The 8,946-nt window shown below is 70.8% G+C and carries 9 protein-coding genes, 1 tRNA gene and 1 pseudogene; 3 read left to right on the forward strand and 8 right to left on the reverse strand.

Annotation, left to right across the window (positions count from 1 at the left end):
- Positions 1 to 94: 94 nt before the first annotated feature.
- The 4 genes from KY661_RS32795 to KY661_RS32810 all read right to left on the reverse strand — a co-directional run bounded on the left by KY661_RS32795 (position 95) and on the right by KY661_RS32810 (position 3,563).
- Positions 95 to 169: transfer RNA gene (locus KY661_RS32795), tRNA-Gly, on the reverse strand.
- Between the two features lie 70 nt (positions 170 to 239).
- A complete protein-coding gene (gene pgsA, locus KY661_RS32800) occupies positions 240 to 917 on the reverse strand; it encodes a CDP-diacylglycerol--glycerol-3-phosphate 3-phosphatidyltransferase (protein WP_075008331.1) in 678 nt (225 codons plus the stop codon).
- A gap of 11 nt (positions 918 to 928) precedes the next feature.
- A complete protein-coding gene (locus KY661_RS32805) occupies positions 929 to 2,923 on the reverse strand; it encodes a tetratricopeptide repeat protein (protein ID WP_225413953.1) in 1,995 nt (664 codons plus the stop codon).
- Entirely contained in the window at positions 2,880 to 3,563 is a 684-nt protein-coding gene (locus KY661_RS32810; RefSeq protein ID WP_225413954.1) for a lytic transglycosylase domain-containing protein, read from the reverse strand. The genes KY661_RS32805 and KY661_RS32810 overlap by 44 nt, the downstream gene beginning before the upstream one ends.
- Before the next feature lie 87 nt (positions 3,564 to 3,650).
- Here KY661_RS32810 and nadB point away from each other — a divergent pair, with 87 nt between their 5' ends.
- From nadB to KY661_RS32825, 3 genes are read left to right on the forward strand one after another with little or no spacing between them, the layout of a single operon-like run.
- Entirely contained in the window at positions 3,651 to 5,240 is a 1,590-nt protein-coding gene (nadB, locus tag KY661_RS32815; RefSeq protein WP_225413955.1) for an L-aspartate oxidase, read from the forward strand.
- A 6-nt stretch (positions 5,241 to 5,246) separates the two neighbouring features.
- Complete coding sequence (locus KY661_RS32820; RefSeq protein WP_225413956.1) at positions 5,247 to 5,957, forward strand: rhomboid family intramembrane serine protease; 711 nt, start codon at positions 5,247 to 5,249, stop codon at positions 5,955 to 5,957.
- Position 5,958: 1 nt separating this feature from the next.
- A complete protein-coding gene (locus KY661_RS32825; protein WP_225413957.1) occupies positions 5,959 to 6,552 on the forward strand; it encodes an LOG family protein in 594 nt (197 codons plus the stop codon).
- A 4-nt stretch (positions 6,553 to 6,556) separates the two neighbouring features.
- Here KY661_RS32825 and KY661_RS32830 read toward each other — a convergent pair whose 3' ends face one another.
- The 4 genes and pseudogenes from KY661_RS32830 to KY661_RS32845 all read right to left on the reverse strand — a co-directional run.
- Complete coding sequence (locus KY661_RS32830) at positions 6,557 to 7,186, reverse strand: hypothetical protein (protein ID WP_075008336.1); 630 nt, start codon at positions 7,184 to 7,186, stop codon at positions 6,557 to 6,559.
- Positions 7,183 to 7,749 carry an orotate phosphoribosyltransferase gene (gene pyrE, locus KY661_RS32835; RefSeq protein ID WP_075008337.1) on the reverse strand — a complete coding sequence of 189 codons (567 nt, stop codon included), beginning with the start codon at positions 7,747 to 7,749 and terminating at the stop codon, positions 7,183 to 7,185. Before pyrE ends, KY661_RS32830 begins: the two co-directional genes overlap by 4 nt.
- A complete protein-coding gene (locus KY661_RS32840) occupies positions 7,749 to 8,687 on the reverse strand; it encodes a ParB/RepB/Spo0J family partition protein (RefSeq protein WP_225413958.1) in 939 nt (312 codons plus the stop codon). The genes pyrE and KY661_RS32840 overlap by 1 nt, the downstream gene beginning before the upstream one ends.
- A 67-nt stretch (positions 8,688 to 8,754) precedes the next feature.
- A pseudogene (locus KY661_RS32845) lies at positions 8,755 to 8,946 on the reverse strand (polymer-forming cytoskeletal protein); the annotation flags it as partial.

The following is an 8,946-nucleotide window of genomic DNA, read 5'->3' on the forward strand; positions in this document are numbered from 1 at the left end:
AAGCCGACGCGAGCACATCAACGTGCTCAAGCAGCCGGCTCCGCGAGACTCAGGGGGCAGAAAATAAAAAAGCCCAGGGGTTACCTGGGCTTCATGGAGCGGGAAAAGGGATTTGAACCCTCGACCCTCGCCTTGGCAAGGCGATGCTCTACCGCTGAGCTATTCCCGCATCTGCTGCCCGCCGCCGCGTTTCCGCGCCGTCGAAGCGAGGCGGGGTATACCGACCCGCCTCTGGCCCGTCAAGCATTCTGTGCATCAGGTTTTCCGCGCCGGGCGAGCATCGCCAAGAACGCCCGGAAGTACACCACCGCGCTCCACACCGAGAACGCGCTCGACAGGTACACCAGCACCCGGCCCACCAGGTTGTAGTCCACCGTCACCACCCGGAAGCCCAAATCCAATGGGTGAACATAGTGAACGCAGAGTGAAATGATCCCCACGAGCTGGAGGCTCGTCTTCCACTTGCCCTCCTGCCCTGCGGCGATGACCATGCCCTCGCTCGCCGCGATGGTGCGCAGCCCGCTGACGATGAGCTCGCGCGCCAGCAGCACGATGACCACCCAGGCGGCCACCCGCCCCAACCGCACCATCATCACCAGTGCCGCCATGGCGATGAGCTTGTCGGCCAGCGGGTCCATGAACTTGCCCACCACCGTGATGAGGTTCCACTTGCGCGCCAGGTACCCGTCCACCACGTCCGTGATGGAGGCCACGGCGAACACCATGCCCGCCATCAGCGAGTAGAACGGATCCGCGTCGTAGGTGAACCACACGAACAGCGGAATCAGGAGGATCCGGCCCATCGTCAGCATGTTGGGCAGGTTCCAGAACTCTTGGATGAGCACGCTCTCCTTGCGAGCCGCCCGGCGCCTCGCCCGCTCCTCGCGCTTTCGCTGCTTCCTCGTGGCTCGGTCCATGGGGGCGGGTTCTAGCGGACCGGCAGGCAGATGAGGGCAAATCCTTCGCCACTCAGCTCCACCGCCGTCTTGAGGATCTCTCCGGCCCCTCCGTGCAGCAGGGCCACCACCCGGGGCGTCAGGTTCCCCTGCCAGCCCACCAGGTGCGTCAGCGGCACCGACACCGGGCGCTGCATCCCCACCGGCACCAGCCGCAGCGGGCCCGCAAGGCTCAGCAGCACCTTCCCGCTGCCCCGCAGGTGCACCAGGTCCAGGTCCGGTGCCACCTCCGAGGGCACCCGGCCGTTCTCGAACACCACCGGCTCCTCGAAGCCGAAGACGCTCTCGTCCCGGAAGTAGGCGGACTCCTCCCCCAGGTCCATGGCCACGAAGGAGCGGCGCGCGGCCGGCTCCACGAAGAGCGCCCCCTGCCCGCTGGCGCGCACCATCTGCCCCGCGCCCTCCCCGAACGGCTTGTCCGTGGCACGGCCCCGGAACCGCTTCGTCTCGGGCTGGAAGGTGAGGTTGCCGGAGAACGCCACCAGCCCCTCCAGCCGGAGCAGCACCTGGCCCGCCACCCTTACCGAGCAGCCTTCCGGCCCCACGGCGAACGTGCCCTGCGCGCCGGGATCCGCCAGGGGCAACACGGGCGCCAGCTCACCCAGCATCGGGGCCGGCACCGCCGGGGCCGCGAAGGCCTCGGTCTCGGCAGGCGCCTCCACGGCGTAGACGTCCGGGACCGGCTCTGGCAGCGGGGCCTCTGGGAAGGCGTCCTCCGCGGGAGGAGGCTCCGCCAGGGCTTGCGGCTCCGAGGCCACCGGCGCGGGGGGCGGCTCGTGCTGGGCCATGGCCGCCAGGTCTTCCGCGTTCTCGGGCTCCGCGGTCAGCACCGGCATCCCGTCCTCGGAGAGCTCCTCCAAGGACATCACCGGCACCTCGGACGTGGCCTCCACAGGGGGCGGGGGCGGCGGCTCCGAGAACGGACTCTCCTGAGGAACCTCCTCGCTGCCCGGCAGGGCCTCGGCCCAGGAGGACGCCTCGGCCAGGGCCCCCATCTCCATGCCCATGGGGGGCGCGGACGCCTCGGGCTCCGCTGCCGGCGCCACCACCACCGAAGCCACCTCTGGGGCGGCCTCGGCCTGCGGCGCCAGTTCCTCGGCGGACAGCACCGGCAGCTCCAGGGGAGGCTGCTCCGGGGCCTGCTCGGAGCCGAGCGCGTCCGCGTCGATCTCCGGGAACTCGCCCAGGGGCTGGGTCTGCGGCGCGGGGACTTCGTCGAGCCCGAACTGCGCCCCCCAGTCATCCTCCGGGGGCGGCGGGGGCGCCTGGCGCGGCGTGAGCGCGGGCGGGCGGGCCACCAGACCCGGGGGCGGCGTGGCCGCGGGCGGCGTGGGCTCCTCCTCGATGACGTCGATGTCGAGCTCCTCGCTCGCGGCGTCCACCGGGGGCGCGCTGCCCTGCGGGCTGGCTGCGGCGGGCCGTTCCAGCTCCGGGAAACCCCGCTCCGGGGCCAGCGGCACCGGCGTCTCCCGGACGAACGTCTCCCCGGCGATGGCGCGGGACATCTTCTCGGCCATGGCATCGCTGCCCGACAGGAGGAAGTGCTCGCGCGCCCGCCCGTACTCGCTCTGCTGGGCCAGCGCCAGCCCCAGGTAGTTGTGCGCCTTCTTGTGGTCCGGCGACAAGTCCACCGCCACCTCGAACTCGCGCACCGCGCGCTGAAGGGCGTTGGTCTTCAGGTACACGAGCCCCAGGTTGACCCGCAGCGTGGGGTCCACGGGGTTCTCCCGCACCAGCATCTCGTAGATTTCCGCCGCCCGGTCGAAGAGCCCCAGCTTGAAATACGTCAGCCCGAGAAGGTTCTGCCCCTTCTCGTTCTTCGGCTGCATCTGGTGGGCCCGCTCGAGGTAGCCCTGGGCCTCGGTGAGCTTCCCGGCCGACAGCAGCTCGCCGCCGCGGTAGAGAAGGTTCAGGAACTCGTCGTCAACGGGACCCGTCTCCGGCCCCGCCGCTCGCGTCGTCGCCATCGGCATTCGCTTCGCGGGGCTCGTTGCTGACGAGCCGCTCGCGCTCTTTGTAGTGGTGGTAGAGCTGCAGGACCTTGCGCACGTACTCCTGCGTCTCCGTGTAGGGAGGCACGTTGCCGCCGTACTTGCGGACCGCATGCGGCCCCGCGTTGTACGCGGCGATCATCTTCACCATGTCCCCCTCGAAGGTGTTGGCGAGCACCCGCAGGTAGCGCACCCCACCCTCGATATTCTCCTTCTCGTCGAAGATGTCCTTCACGTACATCTCCGTCGCCGTCTGGGGCATGAGCTGCATCAGCCCGCAGGCGCCCTTGGGGGACACGGCTTTGGGGTCGAAGTTGCTCTCGGCCTGGATGATGGCGCGCACCAGGCTCGCGGGGATGCGGTAGCGCTGGGAGGCCGTGGAGACGTGCGGCTCAAGCTCCTCGGGGATGCGGGCCCGCCCACGCACGGCGGAGGAGGCCTTGGGCGCCTCGGTGAAGGTGCCCTTGAGCTTGCGGGCCTTCTTGCCCCCCGGCGGCGGCACGTTCGTATAGATGATGGTGCCGTCCTTCTCCACGTAGCGGTAGATGCCCTCGGAGGCCCAGGCCCCCAGGGGAAGCAGCAACCCGCAGAGAATGATGGCGAAGCGCATGCGCATGGCGGCCCGGTAACCTTAGACCTCCGCCAGAAAGTCCTCAAGAAAACGCCTTGTTTCCGGCACTTACACCCGTTAAGGGTCGCACCCATGCCCCAGCGCTTCGACTTCCTCGTCCTAGGGGGCGGTGTCGCAGGCCTCTCCTTCGCCCTCCAAGCCGCCCGGCATGGCTCCGTGGCCGTGCTGACCAAGCGTGAACGTTACGAGAGCAACACCCAGTACGCCCAGGGGGGCATCGCCAGCGTGCTGGCCCCCACCGACAGCTTCGAGGCCCACGTCCAGGACACCCTGGTGGCCGGCGCGGGGCTCAACCACCTGGACGCGGTGGAAGTCACGGTGCGCGAGGGGCCCCAGCGCATCCAGGAGCTCGTGGCGTTCGGCGCCGAGTTCAACCGGCACTCCAGCGGCGAGTTCGACCTGACGCGCGAGGGCGGCCACTCCGCGCGGCGCATCATCCACGCCGGGGACATCACCGGCCGCGAGGTGCAGCGCGCCCTGCTCGCCGCGTGCGACGCCCAGCCCCACATCACCTTCCTGCAGCACACCGCGGCGATCGATCTCATTCTCGACCGGCGCACCACCCCGGGGAAGGCCGGCCGGTGCGTGGGCGCGTACGTGCTCGCCGAGAACGGCCGCATCGACACCTTCCTGTGCAAGGTGACGGTGCTGGCCACCGGCGGGGCGGGCAAGGTGTACCTGTACACCTCCAACCCGGATGTGGCCACGGGGGACGGGGTGGCCATGGCCTACCGGGCGGGCGCCCAGGTGGCCAACATGGAGTTCTACCAGTTCCACCCCACGTGCCTGTACCACCCGGAGGCCAAGAGCTTCCTCATCAGCGAGGCGCTCCGGGGCGAGGGCGGCAAGCTGCGGCTGCGCAACGGGCAGACCTTCATGGAGCGCTACCACCCCATGGGCGCGCTGGCCCCCCGCGACGTGGTGGCCCGCGCCATCGACGCGGAACTCAAGCGCACCGGCGATGACTGCGTCCACCTGGACATGACGCACCTGGGGCGCGCGTTCCTCACCGATCGCTTCCCCAACATCTACTCCACCTGCAAGGCCTTCAACATCGACATGGCCGTGCAGCCCATCCCCGTGGTGCCCGCGGCCCACTACATGTGCGGCGGCGTGGTGACGGATCTGCACGGCCGCACCTCCGTGCCCGGCCTGTACGCGGTGGGCGAGGTGGCCCACACGGGGCTGCATGGGGCCAACCGGCTCGCCTCCAACTCGCTGCTGGAGGGGCTCGTCTTCGGGCACCGGGCCGCCGTGGCCACCGCCGATGAAGTTCGCGCCCTCACCTCCTCCCCCCAGGAAGCCCCCGAGTGGGATGCCGGCAGCGCGGTGGACTCGGACGAGAGCGTCGTCGTCACCCACAACTGGGATGAGATCCGCCGGCTCATGTGGAACTACGTGGGCATCGTCCGCACGGACAAGCGGCTGATGCGCGCCCGGCGCCGGTTGGACCTGCTGCGCGAGGAGATCCGCGACTACTACTGGCGCTTCAAGGTGACGCCGGACGTCATCGAGCTGCGCAACATCGCCGACGTGGCCCACCTCATCGTCGACTGCGCCAGCCGCCGCAAGGAGAGCCGCGGCCTGCACTTCACGCTCGACTACCCCAACACGGATGACCACCACGGGCTGCGCGACACCGTGGTCTCCCGCGGGCCCTGAGGACCGATGGCGCGCAAGCCCCGCATCCTGGATGCCCCCAGCCCTGCCCCCGCCTCGGCCCCCGAGCCCCCGCCCCGGCGGTGGACGCCGGTGTGCACGGCCGTGCTCGCCCTCTCGGTGGTGATGTTCTTCCTGGATGGGTTCCTGCTGCGCCAGGGGCTGATTCCCGGCGGCGAGTGGCTGGAGCGGGTGGGCAAGCCGCTCGCCCTCTACGGCCCCCTGGTCCAGCACGGCCAGCCCTGGCGCGTCATCACCTACGCCTTCGAGCACGGCGGCCCCATCCACCTGCTCTTCAACATGTCGGCGGCCTTCACGCTCGGCCCCAGCCTGGAGCGGGCCATTGGCCCGTGGCGCTTCCTGGGGCTGTCGCTGGTGACGTGCGTGGGCTCGGCCGCCTTCGCGCTGCTGTTCGACTTCGAGCAGCCCACCGTGGGCGCCTCGGGGATGATTCTGGGCTGGCTGGGCGCGCTGCTGCCCATCTCCCCGGGCTACACGCGGCGGCAGCTGGGCATGTGGCTGCTGCAGATTGCCCTCATCAGCCTCATTCCGGGCGTGAGCTGGGCGGGGCACCTGGGCGGCGTCCTCTTTGGCCTGCCCTGCGGCCTGGCGCTGAAGATGGGCAAGGCCGTCTACGCGCGCGCCCTGCCCCTGCTGCTCTTCATCGCCGCCGTGGTGGCCATGTTCGCGGCCTACCCGGAGCGGCGCGGAGGTTTCTGACATGGCGTTGAAGACGGTGTGCGTGTTCTGTGGCTCGCGGCCGGGGGCCCGGCCCGAGTTCCTCGCCTCGGCCACGGCGCTGGGCCAGGAGCTGGCCCGGCGCGGGCTCACGCTCGTCTACGGCGGGGCCAGCGTGGGGTTGATGGGGGCCGTGGCGGACGCGGTGCTCTCCGGCGGGGGCCGGGCCGTGGGGGTGCTCCCGGTCTCCCTCCAGCAGCGGGAGATTGGCCACACCGGCCTGCAGGAGCTGCACCTGGTCAACTCCATGCACGAGCGCAAAGCGCTCATGGCCCAGCGCTCGGATGCCTTCATCGCCCTGCCCGGCGGCTTCGGCACCTTCGAGGAGCTGTTCGAAATCGTCACCTGGGGGCAGCTCGGCCTGCACCAGAAGCCCATGGGCCTGCTGGACGTGGCGGGCTACTACCAGCCGCTCCTGGCCATGGTCCGCCGCGCCGTGGACGAGGGCTTCATCCCGGAAGTGCAGGCCCTGCCCTTCGCCGTGAGCCCCTCGCCGGAGGCGCTGCTGGACCGGCTCCAGGCGGGGCCCACGCTCCAGGCGGCAGAGAAGTGGCTGCGGCGCACCGAGGAGACGTAAGCCCTCAGCGCGCGTGCACCCGCAGCTCAGCGTGGCCCAGCGTGGAGGCCAGGCGCAGGTGGACGTGGCTCGCCGTGGGCGGAATCACCGGCGTGCCGTCCGTGAGCACCTTCGGGAAGCGGACCCGGTAGGCAATCCAGAACACCCCCATGTAGGGATAGAACGAGCGCATGGACAGGTTCGAGCGGCCCAGGCGCTCGATGGACGCCGGCTCCACCTCCATGGAGGGCGTCAGCAGCACCATGCGCCAGATGGTGTTCTTCCGCCCGAAGTCCTCGAAGCGGTAGTCGTTGACGTGGACGCCGAGCCAGAACTCGTGGAACTCGGCCTCCTCGGCGCGCTCCTTGGCCAGCAGCTCCTCCACCCGGGGCTTGGGCAGGTACTGGAACTGGGCCAGGCGCTGCACGCGCGCTTCCCGGAACGCCAGCGTCTGGAACGTCGCCCCGGCGAACATCCGCGTGTCGAACCCGTCGTAGATCTCCGCCCGGTCCGAGTACTGCAGGAAGAGCTCCTGGTAGGCCTGCTCGGCCCGGCGGTCCGACAGCTGGGGGGCCGGGTCTCCAATGGTGGGAGGCGTGGTGGTACAGCTGGCCAGCAGCCCCAGCAGCCCCGAAATCAGCAGGCACCTCTTCACGGGATGAAGTCCTTGCGCGTGTAGAGCGAGAAGAGCCGGTGGCCCGCGGCCTCCACGGCCTCGCGTCCGCCCTCAAGCCGGTCCACCAGCGCGAAGGCGCCCAGCACGTTGAGCCCCTCGGCCTGGGCCCGCTCAATCGCCTTGAGGGTGGAGCCGCCCGTCGTCACCACGTCCTCGACGATGGCCACCGGCGCGTGCTGGCCGAGCGCCGCCAGCCCTTCGATCCACTGCCCCGTGCCGTGCCCCTTGGGCTCCTTGCGGACGATGAAGGCCTCGATGGGAGAGCCCGCCAGGTAGCTGGTGAGGCTCACCGCCGAGGCGAGGGGATCCGCGCCCAGCGTCAGCCCGCCCACCCCCACCGCCAGCGAGGCCTCGCGCAGGATGACATCCAGCAGCAACCGGCCGATGAGGAAGTGGCCCTCGGCCATGAGCGCCGTGCGCTTGCAGTCGATGTAGAAGTCCGACTCCTTGCCGGAGGAGAGCACCACGCGGCGCCGCTCGAAGGAGCGCTCGGTCAGCAGTTCCAACAACCGCGCATGGTCACGTGCCAGGGGCGTCGCCATCACAGGTTCTCCAGGTACTCCACCAGCTCGGACGAGTACCGCAGTTGCATCAGCAGCTCCGCCCGGCGTGCCTCATCCAACGAGAGGAACACGTCGGCGAGCAGGGACAGGTCCTGGTTGAGGGCGCCCAGCCGCTGGGCGGCGTCCGCGGCCAGCTCGTCCGCGTCCACCTCCTCCTCCATCGACTCCGGTGCCAGCGAGTCGTCGGACTCCAGCGCCTTCTCCAGCATGTCCCGCGCCGCGGCGCTCAGGCGCCCCGCGGACTCCAGCGACTCGCGCTTGGCCTCCAGCTCCTCGCGGTCCACGGGGTTGGCGTGAATGGCCGCCGCCAGGGCGATGAGCAGCGCGTCCTCGTCCGACAGCGCCTCGTGGACGCGCGCCTGGACCCGGTCCCGCTTGAGGAAGCGCAGGGCCGCCACGCGCCGGAAGCCGCAGATGATCTGGTAGCGATCCTGCCCCACGGCGCGCACGTCCACCGGGAACAGCTGCCCCAGCCGGGCGATGTCCGTGGCCAGCGCGGAGATCTCCCCGGGCGGACGGATGCGGAAGGTGGCGTCCTCCTCCAGCTGCTCCAGCGGCAGCGAGGCCAGCACCATCCGGTCCAGCGAAGGCGGCGGCCGCAGCTCGGCCACGGGCTCCGGGGAGGGCTCCTCCCGAGGCTCGTCAGCGGGCTCGGCCTGCGCGGACGGAGCCTCGGCGGCGGGCTCCTCCGGCGTGCCTTGCGGCTCCCCGCCATGCGACGCCTCCGCCTCGCCCGGCGCGGACTCGCCGGAGGCGGCCGTGTCCGGGGACGGCTCCGTCCCCCCTTCGGGCACAGCGCCCTGCCCCGGCTCCTCGGGGTGAGCGGATGCCCCCTCCTGCGGCGGAGGGGCCGAAGACTGCTCCTGTGGCATCTCCGGCTGCCCGTCCTCTCCGTCGACCCTGTTCTCGGCGTCCATCGGTACCCCTGGCTCGGCCCGGCACCGTGCCGCGCACGTCACCGGGGCGGCACGGCGAAAGCCCGCCCTAGCGGGCCTTCTTCTTCACCACGACCTTTTTCTTCGCACCCGCTCCCACCACGGGAGGCACGGGCGCGGACACCTCGGTGCGCGCTGCGGCCGCGGCGGCAGGCGGCGGCGGCGGCAGCGGCTTGGACGCGGGCTTCGCCGGAGGCGGCGGGGGCACCGGACGCGACGGGGGCGTGGGGGCCGCCGTGCG

This window comes from Allostigmatella hybrida (genome assembly GCF_020103775.1).
Lineage (GTDB): Bacteria > Myxococcota > Myxococcia > Myxococcales > Myxococcaceae > Hyalangium > Hyalangium aurantiaca.